Annotated in this window: 13 protein-coding genes; 5 read left to right on the top strand and 8 right to left on the bottom strand. The window is 71.4% G+C overall.

Annotated elements, in window-relative coordinates; translation table 11 throughout:
- Nucleotides 1-280 precede the first annotated feature (280 nt).
- Nucleotides 281-2,065, top strand: a complete 1,785-nt coding sequence (gene betA, locus QQA02_RS00065) for a choline dehydrogenase (RefSeq protein ID WP_284862894.1) — start codon at nt 281-283, stop codon at nt 2,063-2,065.
- Between the two features lie 651 nt (nt 2,066-2,716).
- Nucleotides 2,717-3,031 (top strand): cupin domain-containing protein, encoded by a 315-nt coding sequence (locus QQA02_RS00060; protein ID WP_284862893.1) that lies wholly within the window; start codon nt 2,717-2,719, stop codon nt 3,029-3,031.
- Between the two features lie 78 nt (nt 3,032-3,109).
- Here the strand turns inward: QQA02_RS00060 and rpsP are convergent, their stop codons facing one another.
- Entirely contained in the window at nt 3,110-3,640 is a 531-nt protein-coding gene (gene rpsP / locus QQA02_RS00055) for a 30S ribosomal protein S16 (protein ID WP_284862892.1), read from the bottom strand.
- A 231-nt stretch (nt 3,641-3,871) separates the two neighbouring features.
- Between rpsP and QQA02_RS00050 the strand changes: the two genes are divergently transcribed.
- The 3 genes from QQA02_RS00050 to QQA02_RS00040 all read left to right on the top strand — a co-directional run bounded on the left by QQA02_RS00050 (nt 3,872) and on the right by QQA02_RS00040 (nt 7,244).
- Nucleotides 3,872-4,348, top strand: coding sequence for an ankyrin repeat domain-containing protein (locus QQA02_RS00050; RefSeq protein WP_284862891.1), 477 nt, complete (start codon nt 3,872-3,874; stop codon nt 4,346-4,348).
- Between the two features lie 80 nt (nt 4,349-4,428).
- A complete protein-coding gene (locus tag QQA02_RS00045; protein WP_284862890.1) occupies nt 4,429-5,295 on the top strand; it encodes a hypothetical protein in 867 nt (288 codons plus the stop codon).
- Between the two features lie 368 nt (nt 5,296-5,663).
- A complete protein-coding gene (locus tag QQA02_RS00040; protein ID WP_284862889.1) occupies nt 5,664-7,244 on the top strand; it encodes a purple acid phosphatase family protein in 1,581 nt (526 codons plus the stop codon).
- A 165-nt stretch (nt 7,245-7,409) separates the two neighbouring features.
- On the opposite strand, the gene ffh is transcribed toward QQA02_RS00040, so the two are convergent.
- From ffh to QQA02_RS00005, 7 genes are all read right to left on the bottom strand, one after another.
- Nucleotides 7,410-9,050, bottom strand: a complete 1,641-nt coding sequence (gene ffh / locus QQA02_RS00035; RefSeq protein ID WP_284862888.1) for a signal recognition particle protein — start codon at nt 9,048-9,050, stop codon at nt 7,410-7,412.
- A 77-nt stretch (nt 9,051-9,127) separates the two neighbouring features.
- Nucleotides 9,128-11,296 (bottom strand): HD domain-containing protein, encoded by a 2,169-nt coding sequence (locus QQA02_RS00030; RefSeq protein WP_284862887.1) that lies wholly within the window; start codon nt 11,294-11,296, stop codon nt 9,128-9,130.
- 4 nt (nt 11,297-11,300) lie between these two features.
- Entirely contained in the window at nt 11,301-11,639 is a 339-nt protein-coding gene (locus tag QQA02_RS00025; RefSeq protein WP_284862886.1) for a P-II family nitrogen regulator, read from the bottom strand.
- A 42-nt stretch (nt 11,640-11,681) separates the two neighbouring features.
- On the bottom strand, nt 11,682-12,983 hold the full coding sequence (locus QQA02_RS00020; protein ID WP_284862885.1) for an ammonium transporter: 1,302 nt from the start codon (nt 12,981-12,983) through the stop codon (nt 11,682-11,684).
- A 182-nt stretch (nt 12,984-13,165) separates the two neighbouring features.
- On the bottom strand, nt 13,166-15,049 hold the full coding sequence (gene ftsY, locus QQA02_RS00015; protein ID WP_284862884.1) for a signal recognition particle-docking protein FtsY: 1,884 nt from the start codon (nt 15,047-15,049) through the stop codon (nt 13,166-13,168).
- 110 nt (nt 15,050-15,159) lie between these two features.
- A complete protein-coding gene (locus QQA02_RS00010; RefSeq protein WP_284862883.1) occupies nt 15,160-18,648 on the bottom strand; it encodes a hypothetical protein in 3,489 nt (1,162 codons plus the stop codon).
- 93 nt (nt 18,649-18,741) lie between these two features.
- Nucleotides 18,742-19,821, bottom strand: a 1,080-nt coding sequence (locus QQA02_RS00005) for an AAA family ATPase (protein ID WP_284862882.1), incomplete at its 5' end; no start/stop codon positions are given.

The raw sequence follows: 19,821 nt of genomic DNA, 5'->3' as shown, positions 1-19,821 counted from the left end.
AACGTCCCACAATGCGCTTGCATAAAGCTGGAAATTTACGACGCTGCCAGCGCCGACGGCTTCGACCACCCGTGCGGAAATATGTTCTAACCAGGTTTTATAGCCAGCACCCCAGGCTTCTATAGTTGACATATAGGTCCATTTAGATTAAAGTAGTACTTTGTCCAATCGCGTGAAAAGCGCGAGAAGGAACGCTTCCGGCGACTACGACCGACCGGGCGTGACCCGCAGAATTGCGCCCGGGTAATCGCCGTCCCTCTACAGCCAACGGAAGGAACGCATGAGCGCAATCTCGAACTTCTTCAGCAAGCTGACCGGCAAGTCCGACGACTACGAGTTCATCCAGGACAAGCACCGCGACGCCATCGTCGTCGGCGGCGGCTCCGCGGGCTCCGTGATCGCCAACCGGCTGACCGAGGACCCGGAGACCGACGTGCTCGTCCTCGAGGCCGGCCGCCCGGACTCCTGGTGGGACCTCTACATCCACATGCCGGCGGCCTTCTCGTTCCCCATCGGCAACAAGCACTACGACTGGGGCTACGAGTCCGAGCCGGAGCCGGAGATGAACGGCCGGCGCATCTACCACGCGCGCGGCAAGGTGCTGGGTGGTTCGAGCTCCATCAACGGCATGATCTTCCAGCGCGGCAACCCCATGGACTACGAGAAGTGGGGAAACCACGAGGGCATGGAGAACTGGGACTACGCCCACTGCCTGCCCTACTTCAACAAGATGGAGACCGCGCTGGCCGCCGACCCGGACGACCCGCGCCGCGGCCACGACGGCCCGCTGAAGTTGACCCGTGGGCCGGCCACCTCCCCGCTGTTCCAGGCCTTCTTCCGCTCCGTGCAGGAGGCCGGCTACAACCTGACCAACGACGTCAACGGCTACCGCCAGGAGGGCTTCGCCCCCTTCGACCGCGACATCCACAAGGGCAAGCGACTCTCCGCCGCCCGCACCTACCTGTACCCGGTCAAGGACCGCGACAACCTCGAGGTGCGCACCCGCGCCTTCACCACCAAGGTGCTCTTCGAGGGCGCGAAGGCCGTCGGCGTCGAGTACGAGTGGAAGGGCAGGAAGCGCCGCGTGACCGCCGACAAGGTCATCCTCTGCGGCGGCGCCTTCAACACCCCGCAGCTGCTGCAGCTCTCCGGCGTCGGTGACCGGAAGCTGCTGGAGTCCAACGGCATCGACGTCGTCTCCGACCTGCCCGGCGTCGGCGAGAACCTCCAGGACCACCTCGAGGTCTACATCCAGTACAACGTGACCAAGCCCGTCTCGATCCAGCCGGCCCTGAAGCTGTGGAAGCGTCCCTTCATCGGCCTGCAGTGGATCCTGTCCAAGACCGGCCCGGTGGCCTCCTCGCACTTCGAGGGCGGCGGCTTCGCCCGCTCCAACGACGACGAGGACTACCCGAACCTGATGTTCCACTTCCTGCCGGCGGCCATCCGCTACGACGGCACGAAGTCCGACTCCGACCACGGCTTCCAGTTCCACGTCGGCCCGATGTACTCCGACACCAAGGGCCACGTGTGCATCACCAGCAAGGACCCGCGCAAGAAGCCGTCGATCCTGTTCAACTACCTGCGCACCGAGCAGGACCGCCGCGAGTGGGTCGAGGCCGTGCGGGTATCCCGCCGCCTGCTCGACACCAAGGCGATGCGCGAGTACTGGGACTACGAGATCTCGCCCGGCAAGGACGTCGAGTCCGACGAGGAGATCCTCGAGTGGGTCCGCAACGACGCCGAGACCGCGCTGCACCCCTCCTGCACCGCGAAGCTGGGGTCGGCCTCCGACCCGATGGCCGTGGTCGACCCGGACACCATGGGCGTGCACGGCACCGAGAACCTCTACGTGGTCGACGCCTCCGTCTTCCCGAACATCACCAACGGCAACATCTACGCGCCGACGATGATGGTCGCCGAGAAGGCCGCAGACCTCATCCGCGGCCGCAAGCCGCTGGCGCCGAACAACGCGCCGTACTACAAGGCGAAGGCGGACATGCCGCTCTACGCCGAGGGTGAGACCGCCAAGGACCACACCACCGCCCCGCGCGGCGGGAAGTAAGGTCCGCGGCTGAACGCCTGAGCGTCGCCCGGTTCCCCATGTGGGGCCGGGCGACGCTTGTGTGTGGCGGCCGGGTCGGTAGTTGGCAGCGGAGACAGGCGGCACCGGCAGCCGTGCGGTGTGCTGGGGGCGCAGCGCTCCTGCCCCGACCCCGCACCGCCCTTGCCCTGCTCGTGGCGCTCCTACCCAGCCCGCGGCGCTCCTACCCTGGCCCCGCACCGCTCCTACCCTGCCCGTGGCGCTCCTACCCTGCCCGTGGCGCTCCTACCCAGCAAGCTCCTCTATAGCAGGCGGACGCCTTGCTGGGTCGAGGAACGCCCTTGCTATACGCGGCCTTGCTGGGAAGGCCTCTGAGGGCGCCGGCCGGACGTCTGTAGGCGACCGACCACCGCCGGAAGGCGTCAACGCATGCGTCCCGCCAAATCTTTTCCACGACTCTCTTCGGCTCAAATGACTCTTCCGGGGTAAGGTCGACCTCATGGCCACCACCGCTCCGCTGCCCAAGCCAGCCGCGCCGCCGCCCACGCGTCCGGGCACTGGCCGCTCACCCGCGTCGGCGAGAAGGTCCTGCGCCTCGCCCCTGCGCCGCGCTCCGGCAACCGGCCGGCCGTCCAGCGCCTGCTCGAGGGCGACGGGGTCAACCTGATCACGATGCGCTTCCGGCCCGGTCAGTCGATGATCCGGCACTCGGCGGCCCACCCGATCACGGTGCAGTGCCTGACCGGCCACGTGCGCTACGGCTGCGAGTGCGGCTGCGGGCAGGTCGTCGACCTGGTGCCCGGGGTGGTGGTGCACATGCCCGCCGGTCTGGTGCACTGGATCGAGGCCCTGGCCGACAACGAGGGCGAGTCGGTGTTCCTGCTGAGCATGCTCACCGGCGAGCGGCACTCGGTGCCGCAGGACCCGAACGAGGCGGGCGCGGCGGGCGCGGATCACACGCCGGACGAGGCGGGCGCGGAGGACTGAGCGCACGAAAAAGGGCCGCAGGAACAACCTGCGGCCCTTTGTCTCAGTCCCGGGGTGCACCCGGGGCCGGGAGATCCTTTACTCGGACTTCTCCTCGGCCTCCTCGGTGGACTCCTCGGACTCGGAGGCCTCAGCGGCCTCCTCCTCAGCCTTGGCGGCCTCGGCGGCGGCCTTCTCCTCGGCCTCCTTCTCGGCGGCGGCCTTGGCCTCGGCGGCCTCGCGCTCCTTGCGCTTGGCCTCGAGGACCTCCTCGGCGGACGGGCCGTTGTTGGCCTCGGAGAGGGCGGCGTTGAACAGGTCGAGCTTGGAGGGCTTGGCCTCCGGCTCCTTGTAGGTGCCCTCGGCGCCCGGCAGGCCCTTGAACTTCTGCCAGTCGCCGGTCACCTTCAGGATGGCGAGCACGGGCTCGGTCGGCTGGGCGCCGACGCCGAGCCAGTACTGGACGCGCTCGGAGTCGAGGCGGATGTAGGAGGGCTCGACCTTCGGCTGGTAGATGCCGAGGTTCTCGATCGCCTTGCCGCCGCGCTTGGAGCGGGAGTCGGCGACGATGATGCGGTAGTGCGGGGTGCGCAGCTTACCGATGCGCTGCAGCTTGAGCTTGACGGCCATGGAGGGGCCACCTTTCTGGTCACTGGGCAGTTCTGACACCCGCCGTCTCGTCCGGCGGGCCGGTTCAACCCTTGGGATTAACCTGCGCCGTGATCAGGCCGGCCGACCGGGGTCGGTTGCGGCGATGACGCAGGGGTGTGCGCGCCAGGTAACGGCACACAACCCGATCAAGGTTACCCGCGACCGCACGAGCATGGAAATCGCCTGCGCACAGGGGTAAGATATGCACGCGTGAGCTTGCTTCCCGCCGCCCGGCGCGGCTACGCGGTGATCCGCTACGTCGACGACTCGCGTCTCGAGTCCCTGGTGCTCACCGCCGATATCGCGGGCCTCGACCGCCTGCTGGCCACCGCCGGGGTGGACGCGCGCACCACCGACGGGCGCACGGCCCTCATGCTGGCCGCCGGGCGCAACAACCTCTTCGTCGCCGCCGCCCTGCTCGACCGTGGCGCGGACGTGGCGCTTTCCGACGTCGCGGGGGCCACCGCCCTGCACCACGGCGCCCGTGCGGGCGCCGAGGCGGTCGTCGAGCAGCTCCTGGCCGCCGGCGCCGAGATCGAGGCCCGCGACAACGACGGGCGCACCGCGCTGTGGCAGGCCTGCGCGCACAACCTACCGGACTCGCAGATCGTCGACATGCTGCTGCGCGCCGGCGCCGACCGCTTCGCGCGCGACCGCAACGGGGTCTGCCCGGAGGACATGCTCTAGACGGAAGCCTGTGGCCGGCACGCTCGAGGCCGAGCGGGCGAGCCGCGGCTCCCTGAGCCCGGGCCGCCCCACCGAATGTTATGATCGCCGAAGAGATGAGTGATGCACCGCACAGCGGCCCTCCCGACCACGAGGAGGGCAAGGCAATGAAGACCGCATTCCGGGCGCTGCTGGCGATCGGCGTCGGCGCCGAGATCGCACTACTGGTCTTCACTGCGGTGTCCTCGTCATTGTCAGTCTGGTGGGTGCCGGTGCCTCTCAATGTCGTCGCCGTGGCCTTGGCGCTGCTGTTCACCGGCATGGTGGTCGACCGGCGGCGGGCGGGTTCGTGGGCCGTTTCGCTGTCCGCAACCGCCTCGAGGTTCGGGGTCCCGAGGAAGGCGCTGGCGCTGCTCGTCTCCGAGGTCAACTCGCTGCGATCCTTCGCCGGCGTCTTCGGCCGCCCAGCCGTCCCCGCCGGAGATGAGGCGCATCCGGGGTACCGGAATCTCCGGACCGTGGTCTTTCTGATCCTCGGGCTGGTCGCCGTCGAGATCGTCGTCGTCCACCTGGCGGTGCCCGGCCGCTTCTGGCGCATCCTGTTGTTCATCCTGAGCGTCTACGCGCTGATGCTGCTGCTCGGTTTCTACACCTCGGTGCGCAGGAATCCGCACCTGCTCGGGCCGCGGGGCCTGCGTCTGCGCCACGGCGACAGGTTCGTCTGCGAGATTCCCTGGGAGAACCTGGACGGCGCGCGGGCGGTGCGCCCCGGACAAGGGGGCGATCTCGTCATCGACGACGGCGAGGCCCGGGTCCCGGTGCTCAGCGAGGTCAACGTCCGCCTCGTGACGGATCCGCCGGTGACCGCGGAGGACCTGCACAAGGGGCGTGTTGACGTCACGGCGATCGAGTTCTACTGCGACGACAGGGGCGTCTTCCTCGACGCAGTAGCACGGATGCGACCGTGACGGGCCTCCGTACGAATCTCTGTTCAACAGGCAAAAAACTCATCTTGCAGAGACCTGTCGGTCACCTGGCATTACTTATAAGCGACGATAATTTTCAGGTGGAACCCAGCCTTTGAACCCGACAGGAGCCCACCCGTGTCCACCACCCTCCGCCCCTGCCGGGCCACCGCCGCCGTGGTCGCCGCCGCGGCGTCCTCGTCGGCTGCTCCGGCACCGACTCCGAGCAGTCCCAGGAGACCACCACCTCGGCCAGTTCCGAGGTCGATCCGGTATACGGCGAGCGCAACGGCCTCGACCTGATCGAGCTGAGCGACACCAAGCCGGAGGTCGCCGAGGTCGAGAAGAGCAACGAGCCCAACCGCATCGCGATGAACATCCCCGAGGACCCCTCGACCTCGATGTCCTTCAACTGGTACACCACCGACGCCACGGACTCCCCCGTGGTGCGCGTGTCCACCTCCGAGGATCTCGCCGACGCCCAGGAGTTCCCCGCCGAGACCGCCGAGGTCACCTCCGAGTACGCCGAGCGCGACGCCGACGGCTACTACATCTACGCTTCGGTGACCACGGACGAGGAGGGCGAGTTCCTGCTCGACGACAACGGCGAGCCCGAGGAGATCCTCGGCTACTTCACCGACGAGCAGATCACCCTGGAGAACACCCAGTGGACCGCGGAGGGCAGCGACCTGGGCTACCTGGGCCTGCAGGAGGTCAAGGAGCACACCAACAAGGCCACCGCCTCCGGCCTGCAGCCGGACACGCAGTACTACTACCAGCTCGGCAGCGAGGCCGAGGGCTTCTCGGAGACCGGCTCCTTCCGCACCGCCGCCGCGGACAGCGACGAGTTCCAGTTCATCCACTACACCGACACCCAGAACGCCTACTGGAACGCCAACGTCAACAACGAGGCCGCCTACGGCGCCGACACCCTCAACCACGCCCTCGAGGTCGCGCCCGACGCCGACTTCGCCCTGCACACCGGCGACTTCGTCGAGACCGCGCAGGTGGAGGACGAGTGGGTCGACAACCTGGACATGTCACGTGAGCCCAACATGAAGCTGCCGCACGCCTACACCTCCGGCAACCACGACGAGTACACCGTCGGCTGGCAGGACGGCAAGGACACCGAGGCCTTCAACGAGCACACCAACGTCCCGGCGGCCAACGACGCCGTCGACGGCGGCTCCTACTACTCCTACGACTACGCCGGCGCCCACTTCGTCGTCCTCAACACCAACGACAACAAGGAGTCGGAGGACAACCCGGAGGAGGGTGCCGTCGGCACCAAGCAGCTGGAGTGGGCCAAGGCCGACATCAAGAAGGCCCGCGCCGACGACGCCGACTGGATCGTGCTGGCCTACCACAAGCCGGTCTACTCCGCGTCCTACCACGCGCTGCAGGACGAGGACGTGCAGGTCACCCGCGAGGAGTTCGTCAAGCTCGCCGACGAGCTCGACGTCGACGTGGTCATGCAGGGCCACGACCACAACCTGACGCGCACCAAGTCGCTGGTCTACACCCCCGACAACTACGCCTACGGCGAGGTCGAGGAGACCGAGAAGAAGGAGATCGACGGCGTCGAGCACCACATCAACCCCGACGGCGTCACCTACGTCATCCCGAACACCTCGGGCACCAAGAACTACGACGCGATCTACCAGAAGGGCGCCGAACACGTCCACCACGTGCGCCCGAAGCTCGACTGGATGACCGAGGAGGACGTCGAGCTCTGGAACGGCCTCTACGACATCGCAGAGCAGCCCAACCAGGTCGACCGCTTCGCCGAGTCGCACGAGAACGACCGCCAGTCGCAGCTGCAGACCTTCGCGGTCTACACCGTGACCCCGGAGACCTTCAAGATCGACTTCTACTTCGTCGAGGGCGACCTCCACGGCGGCGAGGAGCGCACCGTCAAGCTCTACAACTCCTACGGCATCGCCAAGCAGTAACCCACCGCGGCCTGCCGGGCGCCAGACGGCCCCGGCCCCGGCCGGCCCCGGCGGGCCTGACGGCCTCGGCCACCCCGGCTCGGACCATCGCCGGCCCCGCCCACGGCAAAGGCGCCACCTGCGCATCTCTGCTGGTGGCGCCTTCCGCCGTCCGGGGACTCTCCCCTACTTCTTCTTTCCCTGGCCGAAGTCGAGGTTGTCCAGGTCGATGTTCTCCATGCCCTTGGGCAGCTTGGGCATGCTCATCTTGCCCAGGCCCGGCATGCCGCCGCCCATCCCGGGCATGGCGCCACCCATCTGCTCCTGCATCTTCTGCAGTTCGGCCATGCTCGGCATGCCGCCGCCCATGCCCGGCATCTGCGGGGCCTTGCGGCCGCCGCCTCCCTTGCGCTTGCCCTTCTTGTTCTTGCGGCCCTTCGGGCGCTTCTTGGTGGCGCTGCGCTTGGAGCCGCCCATGCCGAACTGGCCGGCCATCTTGCCCATCATCTTCTTGGCCTCGAAGAAGCGGTCGACCAGCTGGTTGACGTCGGAGACCTTCACGCCCGAGCCGTTGGCGATGCGCTTGCGGCGCGAGGCGTTGAGGATCTTGGGGTTCTCACGCTCGGCCGGGGTCATGCCGCGGATGATGGCCTGGATGCGGTCGAGCTGCTTCTCGTCGACCATGTCGGCCATCTGGTCCATCTGCTTGCCGCCGGGCAGCATCTTGAGCAGGTTGCCCAGGGGACCCATCTTGCGGATCATCAGCATCTGCTCGAGGAAGTCCTCGAGGGTCAGCTCGCCGGTGCCGATCTTCTGTGCGGTCTTCTGGGCGGTCTGCTCGTCGACCATGCCCTCGGCCTGCTCGATGAGCGTGAGCACGTCGCCCATGCCCAGGATGCGGCTGGCCATGCGCTCCGGGTGGAAGACGTCGAAGTCGTCGAGCTTCTCACCGGTGGAGGCGAACATGACCGGCTTGCCGGTGACCTCGCGGATCGACAGGGCGGCACCGCCGCGGGCGTCGCCGTCGAGCTTGGTGAGCACCACACCGGTGAAGTCCACGCCGTCGCGGAAGGCCTCGGCGGTGGTCACCGCGTCCTGACCGATCATCGCGTCGATGACGAAGAGGACCTCGTCGGGCTCGACGGCGTCGCGGATGTCGCGGGCCTGCGTCATCAGGGTCTCGTCGATGCCCAGGCGGCCGGCGGTGTCCACGATGACGACGTCGTGCTGGGTGCGCCGCGCCTCCTCGACACCGGCGCGCGCCACGGCCACCGGGTCGCCGTGGGAGACGGTGCCCGAGTGGGCCTCCTCCTCGTTGGCGGACTCGAGCGTGGCACCCGGCTCCGGGGCGAAGGTGGGCACCCCGGCGCGCTCGCCGACGATCTGCAGCTGCTGGACCGCGCCCGGGCGCTGCAGGTCACAGGCCACCAGCATCGGGGTGTGGCCCTGCTTGGCCAGGTGGCGGGCGAGCTTACCCGCCAGAGTGGTCTTACCGGCGCCCTGCAGGCCGGCGAGCATGATCACCGTCGGCGGGCGCTTGGCCAGGTTCAGCCGGCGGGTCTCGCCGCCGAGGATGTCGGTGAGCTCCTCGTTGACGATCTTGATGACCTGCTGGGCCGGGTTGAGGGCCTGCGAGACCTCGGAACCGGCGGCGCGCTCCTTGATGCGCTTGATGAAGCCGCGGACGACCGGCAGCGAGACGTCGGCCTCCAGGAGGGCCAGGCGGATCTCCCGGGCGGTGGCGTTGATGTCCGCCTCGGTCAGCTTGCCCTTGCCCCGGATGCCCTTGAGCGCCCCTGCGAGACGATCGGACAGTGACTCAAACACGTGTGGTTACGCTCCCTCGTGGTCGTGGCTCCTCAAGCGAATTGCCTACCCATGGTAGCCGTCGCAACGGGGACCGGTCACATTCCGCCCAGCCCGGCGCGCACGGCGTCATCAAGCGCGGGTCTCTCGGCCACCCCGGGACGGACCCGCAACGCCGCGCGCGCGGTGACGGTGGCCCCGGCCGTGGTCAGTGTCAGCCACTCGAATTCGGGCAGGACGTCGGCGAGCACGGCGAGCACGCCGGGGCGGTCGCGGGTGTGCACGTCGACGAAGCGGCCCTCCCAGCTGACGGCGACGGGCCCCGGCGCGGGCACCGGCGGGGTGGTGTGCACCCCGGAGAGGAAGGCCTGGCGGAAGCCGGGCAGGTCCAGGCGCCCGCCGAGACTGCCACGCACCTCGAGCTCGGTGACCAGGAGGCCCTCGGGGTCCACGCGGCAGCGCGCCTGGTCAATCACCCAGGCCAGGGCGTTGCACACGGCGACCAGTCGGGAGAGCTCACCGGGCCGGCCGCGCCAGTGCAGCACGCTGCGGCCCTCCCCGCGCTCCACGAGCGACATCTCGCCGCCGGCCGGCGCGGAGACCACGGGCGCGACCGGGGTGAAGCGCGAGAGCCTGCGGCGCGCGGCGGCAAGCAGCGTGTCGCGGCACAGGGCGAGCTGGTGGGTCCACACCCCGGGTCCGGTCGCCTTCGAGTCCGCCTCGACGAGCGCGGCGAGCAGCTCGATGGTGCGCAGGTCGTGGGCGGTGGCGTCGAGCAGCTCGCCCAGCGCCGCCGGGTCGTCGGGGTCGCGGCGGGCGGCGATGCGCGCGATGGTGGAGTGCTCGGCCACCACGGTCTGCAGGCAGGAGCGGTCGCGCAGCGGCAGGCCGAGGCGGCCGGCGAGGCGGGCGACGGCCTCGGCGCCGACGGCGGCGTGCGGGCGTCCGCTGCCCTTGCCGACGTCGTGGTAGAGCCCGGCGATCAGCAGCAGGTCCGGGCGCGAGACGTGGATGGCCACCCGCGCGCAGCCGGCGACGGTCTCGAGGGTGTGGCGCTCGACGGTGTGGACGTGGGTGCGCTCGCGCGGCATCAGCCCGCGGATGCGGTCCCACTCGGGCACCAGCGGCGTCCACAGGCCGCGGGCGTCGAGCGCGGCGACGTTCTCGGCGGTGCGCAGCGGTGAGGACAGGGCGGTGACGAAGTCGGCGGCGGCGGGCTTGGGCAGACGCCGCGGCAGCCCCGGGGCGCCGGTGAGCCGGTCCCAGGTCGCCGCCGGCACGGGCAGGCCGGTGCGCGCGGAGACGGCGGCCACGCGCAGCGGCAGGCCGGGGTCCTCCAGCGCCGCGTTGCGCGCCAGGCGCACCTGACCGCCGGACTCGACGACGTCGACGTCGAGCGGGCGGCGCGGTTCCCGCCTCGCCGGGGTGCGCAGCACATCGCGGCTGCCGGCCACGGCGGCGGTCAGCGCCGCGTCGATGGCCCGCCCGGCGTCGGCGACCCCGCGGGCGAGGTCGAAGCGGTCGGCGAAGCCGAGTTCGACGGCGATGTCGGCGGCGAACTCGGGGTCGAGGATGTCGCGGCGGCGCCGGGCCAGGCGGTGCAGGGCGGCGCGCACGCGTAGCAGCAGGTCGCGCTCGTCGGTGAGCGCCGGCGCGTCGCAGAGGTTGGCCAGGGCCAGGGCGCGCAGCAGCTCGTGGTCGCGCAGGCCCCCGCGGCCGTGCTTGACGTCGGGACGGGTCATGGCGACCACGGAGCCGGAGCGCCGCCAGCGTTCGATCGCCGCGTCGAGCACGGCGTCGAGGCGCCGGGGCAGCTCGCGACGCCAGGCGGTGCGCACGAGCCGGCGGGCCTCCTCGACCAGGGCTGCCTCCCCCGCCACCGCCGAGAGGTCCAGCAGCGCCAGCGCGGCGATGGGCTCGGCGGCGAGCACCTCGGCGTTCTCGGCCGGGGTGCGCAGCGCGTGGTCGACGTGGCGCCCGGAGGCGCGCGCGGCGTCCCAGACGGCCTCGACGGCGTCGGCCTCGGGGGCGGCGCCGGGGCGGTGGATGAGCACCAGGTCCAGGTCGGAGTGGCCGGTCAGCTCGTCGCGGGCGAGCGAGCCGGTGGCCGCCAGGGCGGTGCCTGCGGGCAGTTCCAGCGTGGCGAGCCTGCGGCGCTCGATTGCCGACGCCGCGGCGGTCGCCGTCGCGGGCCCCGCCCCGTCGGCGGCGGGTGCAGTACGCCCCGCGCCGTGGGCGCGGGGCGGGGTGGTGCGCGGCGGCGTCACGCGGTCACAGGGCGTCGTCGTCGACCTCGCCGGTGCGCACGCGCACCACCCGGTCGACGGGGCTGACCCAGATCTTGCCGTCGCCGACCTTGCCGGTGTAGGCGGCCTGCATGATCGCGTCGAGGGCGTCGGTGACCTGGTCGTCGGCGACGAGGACCTCGACCTTGACCTTGGGCACGAAGTCGGTGGCGTACTCGGCACCGCGGTAGACCTCGGTGTGGCCGCGCTGCTGGCCGTAGCCCTGGACCTCGGTGACCGTCATGCCGTGGACATCGGCCTGGTCGAGGGCGGCGCGGATGTCGGTGAGGGTGAACGGCTTGACGATCGCGGTGACTAGCTTCATCGCGGTACTGGCTCCTGTTCTCGAGGTGGACTCTGCTGCGGCTCAGGCGTCGCGCTCGTCGCGGCCGGTGGCCGGCACCTCCCGCGGCACGGCGGGGGCGGTCGGGACCGTGGCCTTCGATTCTACCGGGGCGGCAAGCGCCCCACGGGAGGTGCCGGGGCGGTCGCCGCCGAGGTCGCGCGCGGACTCGGCGTGCTCGGCGAGGTCGATGCCGTCGTGCTCGGCCTCGGCGTCGACGCGCCAGCCGACGGTCTTGGCCAGCGCCAGGGCGATGACGGCCGTGACGGCCCCGGCGAAGAGCATGGCGACGACGGCGATGATGACCTGGATGGCCAACAGTTTCAGGCCGTCGACGCCGCCGCCGGTGAACAGGCCGGTGTCGGTGGCGATGAAGCCGACGCCGACGGTGCCCCAGAGGCCGGCGACGAGGTGGACGCCGACCACGTCGAGGGAGTCGTCGTAGCCGAAGCGGTACTTCAGCCCCACGCCGAGGCAGGCGAGCACGCCGCCGATCCCGCCGAGAAGCACCGCGGTGGCCGGCACGAGGTCGCCGGCGGCCGGGGTGACGGCGACGAGCCCGGCGACCACGCCGGAGGCGGCGCCGAGGCTGGTGGGCCGGCCGTCGCGCAGGCGCTCGCAGAAGAGCCAGCCGAGCATGGCCGCGGCCGCCGCGACGGTGGTGTTCAGCCAGGCCAGGCCGGCCAGGCCGTCGGCAGCGAAGGCGGAGCCGCCGTTGCAGCCGAACCAGCCGAACCACAGCATCGCGGCGCCGAGCATGACCAGCGGCAACGAGGAGGGCCGCGAGACATTGCCGGGGAAGCCGCGGCGCTTGCCGACGACGAGCGCGAGCACGAGGGCCGCGGTGCCGGCGGAGATGTGCACGACGGTGCCGCCGGCGAAGTCGATGGGCTCGATGAGCGCCTCGTCCTCGGCGTCGGCGCCGAAGAGCGCGGCCGCGAGCGAGCCGGAGATGATCGCCGTGGAGATCACCGCGAAGGTCAGCTGGAAGCCGACGTCGATGATGTTGGCGTAGCCGTTGGCGCCCACGAGGTACTCCCCCGCGTCGTCGGTGACGGTGCCGTGGAGGCCGAAGCACTCGAAGGGGTCAGCGACCACGCAGGCGATGGAGCGGGTGCCGTAGGACATCGACCAGCCCCACAGCACGTAGACGACGGCGACGACGCCGAGGGCGCCGAAGGACATCATCATGTTCAGGGTGGCGGCCCTGCCGTTCATGCCGCTGTAGAAGAAGGCGAGGGCGGGCGTCATCAGCAGCACGAGTGACGCCGCGACCAGCATCCAGGCGGAGTCGCCGGTCGCGGCCGCCAGTTCCGTGGGGTTCATGGTCTTTCCTCCTGGTCGGGATGTCTTGACAGTTTCTCCCTGTAGCCCTATAGGTTTATCGCCGAAGACAAAACCCGCAGAGTGTGCGGCATGTCACTCTGCGGGTTCTTGTCCGGATGCCCGCCGGTCAGCTGGTGGGTTGTCCGGCGGGCCTGTCGGCCGGGCCGCCGACGGGGTGGCTCTTAGCCGAGCAGGGCGTCGACGAAGCCCTCGACCTCGAAGGGCGCCAGGTCGTCGGCGCCCTCCCCCAGGCCGACGAGCTTGACGGGCACGCCGAGCTCCTCCTGGACCTGGAAGACGATGCCGCCCTTGGCGGTGCCGTCGAGCTTGGTGAGCACCACGCCGGTGATGTCGACGACGTCGCGGAAGGTGCGCGCCTGCATCAGGCCGTTCTGGCCGACGGTCGCGTCGAGGACGAGGAGGACCTCGTCGACCTTGGCGCGCTTCTCGACGACGCGCTTGACCTTTCCGAGCTGGTCCATCAGGCCGACCGAGGTGTGCAGGCGGCCGGCGGTGTCGACGAGCACGACGTCGGCGTGCTCCTCGATGCCGCGGGCCACGGCGTCGAAGGCGACGGAGGCCGGGTCGGCGCCTTCGTTGCCGCGCACGGTGGTCGCGCCGACGCGGCGGCCCCAGGTCTCCAGCTGGTCGGCGGCGGCCGCGCGGAAGGTGTCGGCGGCGCCGAAGAGGACCTTGTGGCCCATGGAGACCAGCACGCGGCCGAGCTTGCCGGTGGTCGTGGTCTTGCCGGTGCCGTTGACGCCGACCATGAGGACGACGGCGGGCTTGCCGTCGTAGGGCATGGCCTTGATGGAACGGTCGAGCTCGGGGCGGCCGACCTCGATGAGCACCTCGCGCAGCATGGCGCGGGCCTCAGCCTCGCTGGACACGCCGCGCTCGGCGATGCGCTCGCGCAGCTTCTCGACGGCCTCCATGGTCACCTTGGTGCCCAGGTCCGCCATGATCAGGGTGTCCTCGATCTCCTCCCAGGCGTCCTCGTCGAGGTCGCCGGCGGAGAGGATACCGAGCACGGACTTGCCGATCATGTTCTGCGAGCGCGACAGGCGGCCGCGCAGGCGGCCCAGGCGGCCGGCGGCCGGGGCGATCTCCTCGACCGGCTCCTCCGGCTCCGGGGAGACGGCCGGCTCGGCCGGCACCTCGGTGGACTCGCGGGCCTCCTCGGCGGCGTCCGCGGTGACGGCGGCCGCGGCGGCGGCCTCCTCGGCCTCGGCCTCGGTGGCCGAGTCGTCCTCGGTGGAGGCCTCGTCGACGGCGTCGTCGGCGATCTCCTCCGGGGTCTCCTCGGCGGGCGCCTCGGTCTCGGGCTCGGCCGGGGCCTCCGACTCGGTGGTCTCCTGCTCCGGGGTCTCGGCCGGGGCCTCAGCCTCGGCCTTGTCCTCGGACTTCTCGTCGGCGGAGACGTCCCCCGCTGCGGCGGCGGCACCGGCGACGCCCGCAGCGCCCGCGGCACCGACGGCCGCGGCACCCGCAGCGCCCTTCGACTCGTTCTTGACGGGCGCGACGACCTCGGTGTCGACGACGGCGGGCTCGTCGGCGACCGGTGCGTCGACGTCAGAGTCCGGGACCTCCAGTTCCTTCTCGTCGACGACCTTCGGCTCCAGCTTCTTCTCCTCGACCGGCTCGGCCTTCTGGGGCTTCTCGGTCTCGGCCTCCTTCGGCTCGACCTGCTCAGCCGCAGACTTCTCGGCCTTGACCTTCGGCTCCGGGACCTCCGGCTTCTTTTCGTCGACGACCTTCGGCTCCGGCTTCGAGGCCGCCTCGGCGACGGGCTGCTTCTCCGCCTTCTTCTCACCGGTGAAGTCGCTGACCGCCGCGCCCGGGGCCGCTCCCCCGCCGGCGGCGAAGTTGAAACCGCCCTTGGCCTGGTAGTTGCCGGACTTCTCCTGCTGGGTCAGCTCCTTCGGCTCCTCCTTCTCCTCCTTGGGGGTGAAGGAGACCGTCTTGGCCTCACCGCGCTTGCGTCCGATGACGACAAGCGCGATGAGAAGGATGATGACGACGGCGAGGACGATGCCGCCGATGATGAGGATGGTCGAGTTCGTCATGGCCCCATGATGGCAGGTCCACCCGCCCCCGCGCAGCACGAGGCCCCCGCCCCGTGCGGCTCACCCCTCCGATGGCCGGGCGGGAGACGCCTCCCGACCCGGCGGCCCGGTCAGCGGGCGGACCGCGCGGCCTTCGCCGCGATGACCATCGCCTCGGCGGACATCAGGTCGCCGGTGACCAGGTCGGGCACGACGTCGGCGAGCTGCGCCCAGCCCTCGGCGGCCTGGTCCAGCTTCGCCGACTTGCCCAGCATCTCGTGGGCGTGCAGGCGCGCGGCCAGCGCGAAGACCAGCGAGACCACCGGGGCCAGGGCCCAGGCGTTGCCCCGGTCCTCGGTGTTGACGCCGTCGATCTTGTCGAAGCGCACGCGCGCCGCCGAGTACAGCCCGCGGTTGGCGCCGCGCACCGCGCGCAGCAGCGAGACGGCCGGCTTGATCAGGCCCTCGCTGGCGACGATCTCGGTGAGCTCGTCGCGGCGGCGGAAGGTCTCGAAGACCGCCATGAGCCGCTGGCCGTCGTCCATCGCCGGGCCGGGCACGATGTCCGCGCTGGCGAAGAACATCTTGATCAGCTGCTCCTGCTGCGCGGGGTCCATGTGGCTGATGCGCACCGTCGAGCTGTCGATCACCGCGGTGTCCAGCGTGGCGTCGCGGCCCGTGAGCACGGTCTCCACCAGGCGGTGTCCGGCCAGCTCCTCGAGGCGGGAGAGCAGCCCGCGCACGGTGTCGTGGCCCGCCGCACCCTCGTCGATGGCCTCGGAGAGCTCGCCGAGGGTGAGCATCGTCGAGATCCACGCCGAGCGGTGCCGGCCCGGCTCCGAGACCTCCTCGCCGCCGGTCATCGGCAGCGTGACCAGACCCGAGGAGATCATCCGGCCGGGCTGCAGGTGCGCGGGCACCAGCGAGGCCGACAGCGCCAGCAGCGCTCGGGCCGGCTCGGCCTGGAAGACGCTGCGGGCGACCTCGCGCTCGCGCGGGGTGGCGCCGAAGTGGTCCCAGATCACCGGCAGCACCTCGCCGCCGGCGGGCGGCTCCTCGGTGGCCCCGGAGAAGAACGCCGACAGCGCGGTCAAGGCCTCCGACTGGTCGGTCAGGTAGCCGTCCTGCTCGGCGGTGAGCGCGCCGGCGGCCGGGCGCTCGGGCGCGCGCAGCGCCGAGAACGGGTCGGCCGAGTGCAGCTGAACGGTCAGCTCGCCGGCGCCGACGATGCCTTCCGGCAGTGCGGTGCGCTCGGCGAGATTTCCGACGGTGCGCGCCGGCGCCCACGGGGCGGTCGCCGGCCACACCCAGGCGGCCAGGTCCCGGTCGGCGGCCAGGTCGGCGAAGACGAGCTCGCCGTCCTCGACGGTCACCGAGGTGGCGTGCGGCACGGAGCTGACCCGGGCCAGCGCCACCGAGATGCGCCGGCCGGCGGCCGGGTCGGTCCACTCCAGGTCGATGCGGCCCTCGGGCATGACGGCCACGGCGTGCGCGATGCCAGCGGTGGCGGTCGAGTAGGTCACCGGGTCCTCGAGCTCGAGGGTCTCGGTGCGCACCGGCGAGCCGTGCCGGTTGCGCACGGTGACCTTGACGTCCTTCAGCCCCCGGCCGGCGCGCACGCGCAGGCGGCCGGCGGGGTCGACCTCGCGGGAATTCAGCCAGATGCGGCTGGTGCGCCACTGCGGCGGCTCGGTGGTCAGGACCAGCTCGAAGCGCAGGGCCTCGGGCGCCCAGATCAGCGGCAGGCGGTCGCCGTCGGCGGTGGCGAAGACGATCTCACAGCCGGCCTCGGTGGCCGGCACCACCGGCTCGGCGGGCTCGGCGGTGAACTCCTTCTCGCCGCAGGTGATGCGCCCGTGCACCACCGACAGCCCGGCGCCGGCGGGGATGCGCACGGCCGTCTCGCCCTCGACCTCGCCGTGCAGGCCCAGGCCCTCGACCACGGCGTAGCGGTGGCGGAAGGACTCGTTGCGCGGGCCTTTCAGGCGCACCAGGTACTCGCCGACCCAGGGCGAGTCGTAGGCCTCGGGGTCGAAGACGGCGAACTCGCCGCCCTCGGCGGGCACCTCGAGCGGCTCGGGCTCGGCGATCTCCTCGGCGGGCTCGCCGACACCGGCGTAGGCCGAGATGGACAGCTGCCAGATCTCGTCGCTGCCCGAGAGCGTCGGCGGGAACTCGGCGATGAGTCCGGCCGGGTTGACCGGCAGGCGGTTGTGGGTGCGCAGGCCCGCGACGGGCTCGGCGGGGTGCACGAAGCGCACGCGCTGACGCGGGTCGACCGAGCGCAGCGGCAGCATGGCGCTGGGCTCCTTGCCGGCGCGCACGACCTGCAGGCTGGCGGTCTGGGAGGCGTCGATGACGCGGTGCTCCCAGCCGGCCCAGCCCTGGATCTCGCCGGAGTCGGTCACGGGCAGGTCCTCGCCGGTGACGACGTCGACCAGCCGGGCGTCGGCGGGCACCAGCACCGTCATCCGGGAGTGGTGCAGCGAGGCCTTGTCGGTGATGTCCTGGCCGTTGGCGGCGAAGATCAGGGCCGGGTCCTCGCCGTCGACGACGTCGACGACCCAGGTGATGCCGTTGGTGGTGTCGGCGACGGTGACCTCGCGCACCGGCTGTTCGACGGCGACGTCGAGGGCCTCGGCGTAGACCTCCTCGCCCCAGGGGCGCTGGGTGCGGAAGACGCGGGTGGTGCCGCCCTGGGTGACCCGCCAGGTCACCTGCGGCTCGGCGTCGTCGGCGCCGGGGGCGGCGGCCACGCGCTGCTCCGGGAGACGCAGGCAGACGCGGTCACGCACGGCGTCGAAAATCAGGCGCGGGCGCAGCTCGCGCGGGGCGACGCCGACGGCGGTGGCGCGCTCGGGCGTGCCGACGGGGCGCTCGCGCAGCTCGGCGACGACGGCCAGCTCCACGCGCCGCGGCAGGGCGGGCTCGAGCCCGGAGCGGTCGCGGTCGAGCCAGGAGGTCGGGTGCGCCAGGCTGAAGGCGCGCACGGCCTCGATGCCGGCGATCAGTTCGCGGCCGCGCTCGGGGGCGATGCGCATGACGGCGGCCGTCAGCGGCAGCTCCTCGGCACGCTCGGCGAGGTCGGTGACCAGGGCCCCGACGTCGGCGTCGGCGGCCGGCGAGGCGGCGTCGAGGATCTCGATCAGACCCGGCACCTCCGCGGCGGTGACCCCGGCGTGCAGGGTGAGCACCTCGGTCGGGGTGGCGGACTCGGGTGCCTCGAGGCCGACGCGGGCGGGGAGCCCGTCGGCGAACTCGGCGATGAGCTTCTCCTGCCCCTCCGTACCCTCGAGGCCGAGACCGGCGACGTACTCCCCGGCCAGGGCGTCAGGCTCGCGCAGGCGGCCGGCGCGCGCGATGAGCGTCGCGCACGCCAGCGAGGGGGTGACGCCGAGCAGGTCGGACAGCTCCGCTCCGGCGGCAACCTGGCGGGCCAGGAAGGTGCCGTAGAGGCGCTCGGTGCGCTCGAGCTGGTCGTCGGTGTAGCCGGCCGCGGGGAACCACGGGTGGGCGGCCATCGCCTCACCGAAGGTCAGCTCGCTGCGGGACGCCCAGCCCAGCAGGGTGTCGGTGGGATCTGCGAAGGGGGTGGCCTCGGCGGGGCGGCCGGCGCTCATGGAATACGGGCTCCTTGTCTGTGGTGTCTGCGGTTGTCGTCGTTTCAGTTGTGGCGGCGGCCCGGACGAGGCCGCGGGGCATGCCTCACGAGCCTAGTTCGGCACCTCGGCGCCGCCACCCGGAACAGGGTTCCCCGCCGCGGCGCCGGGCGCGGGTGCGGAGTCCGGGGAGGACACGGCACCGGACTCCGCGGGGCCGGTCCAGCCGGCGGGCTGCATGCGCTGGCTGATCACGCGTGTGACACCGTCGCCGCGCATGGTCACCCCGTAGAGGACGTTGGCCACGTCCATCGTGGCCTTCTGGTGGGTGATCACGATCAGCTGGGAGTCCGCGCGCAGCTCGACGAGCAGGTTGATCAGGCGGCGCAGGTTGACGTCGTCGAGGGCGGCCTCGACCTCGTCGAGCACGTAGAAGGGGCTCGGCCGGGCGCGGAAGATCGCAACGAGCATCGCCAGCGCGGTCAGCGACTTCTCGCCGCCGGAGAGCAGCGAGAGCTTACGCACCTTCTTGCCCGGCGGGCGGGCCTCCAGCTCGATGCCGGTGCCCAGCATGTCCTCCGGGTCGGTGAGCACGAGGCGCCCCTCGCCGCCCGGGAAGAGGGTGGCAAAGACCCTCGGGAACTCCTTCGCCACGTCGTGCCAGGCGTCGGTGAACAGCTGCAGGATGCGCGCGTCGACGTCCTCGATGACCCCGCGCAGGTCGTCGCGGGCCTCCTCGACGTCCGCCAGCTGGGTGGCCAGGTAGCTGTGGCGCTCCTCGAGGGCCTTGTACTCCTCCAGCGCCAGCGGGTTGACCTTGCCCAGGGCACCGAGGTCCTTCTCGGCCTGCTTGAGGCGCTTGCGCTCAGCGGCTACGTCGAAGTCCTCGCCCGGGGTGTGCTCGGCGAGCAGGTCGGCCACCGGCACGCCGAGGCGCTCGACGGTGGTGTGCTCGGTCTCATCGGCGCGCACCTGGGCCTGGCTGAGCTTGATCTCGGCCTCGTGGGCGGCCTGGGAGCGCCGGTCGCGCTCGCTGCGGGCGGACTGCTCGGCCCGACGCGCCTCGTTCTGGTGCGCCTGGGCCAGGGTGCGCCGCTCGGCGGCGGCCTCGCGGGCCTCCGCCGCCCGGCCGGTGGCGGCGGCGACGCGTTCGGCCAGTTCACCCGCGGACTCGGCGACGGCGGCGGCCAGCTC

This window comes from Corynebacterium sp. MSK006 (assembly GCF_030232385.1).
GTDB classification, from domain to species: Bacteria; Actinomycetota; Actinomycetes; order Mycobacteriales; family Mycobacteriaceae; genus Corynebacterium; species Corynebacterium frankenforstense_A.
The sequence above is the reverse complement of the archived record's forward strand: the minus strand, read 5'-3'. Positions and strand labels throughout refer to the sequence as shown.